We start from the raw sequence: 257 nt of genomic DNA, 5'->3' as shown, positions 1-257 counted from the left end.
CAGAGAAGGAACAGATAGAACGGAAAGAGAAATTCCGGTCGTCCGCCCGACGCTTCCATTGCAGCCTGTGCGTTGGCGACAGACTCTCTGACGCTGAAAATAGAGGCCATCGGAGTGGAGAGCGTGAGTAGCGCGTACCAGTTCATCCATGGAGGTATTGAACGCCGGAAGCTCTGTGGCAATATGATGTTCCAAAGTGTCTGAACACGGGTAAAGCCAAGACTTTCGGCCGATTCCCACTGCCCCGACGGAATGGA

1 pseudogene is annotated in these 257 nt (G+C 54.1%); it reads right to left on the bottom strand.

Features of this window, described 5'->3' with window-relative positions:
- Nucleotides 1–257: pseudogene (locus tag HWD97_RS24375) on the bottom strand (amino acid ABC transporter permease); the annotation flags it as partial.

The sequence above is a fragment of the Ochrobactrum sp. C6C9 genome (genome assembly GCF_022627935.1).
Classification (GTDB): Bacteria; Pseudomonadota; Alphaproteobacteria; order Rhizobiales; family Rhizobiaceae; genus Brucella; species Brucella teleogrylli.
The sequence above is the reverse complement of the archived record's forward strand: the minus strand, read 5'-3'. Positions and strand labels throughout refer to the sequence as shown.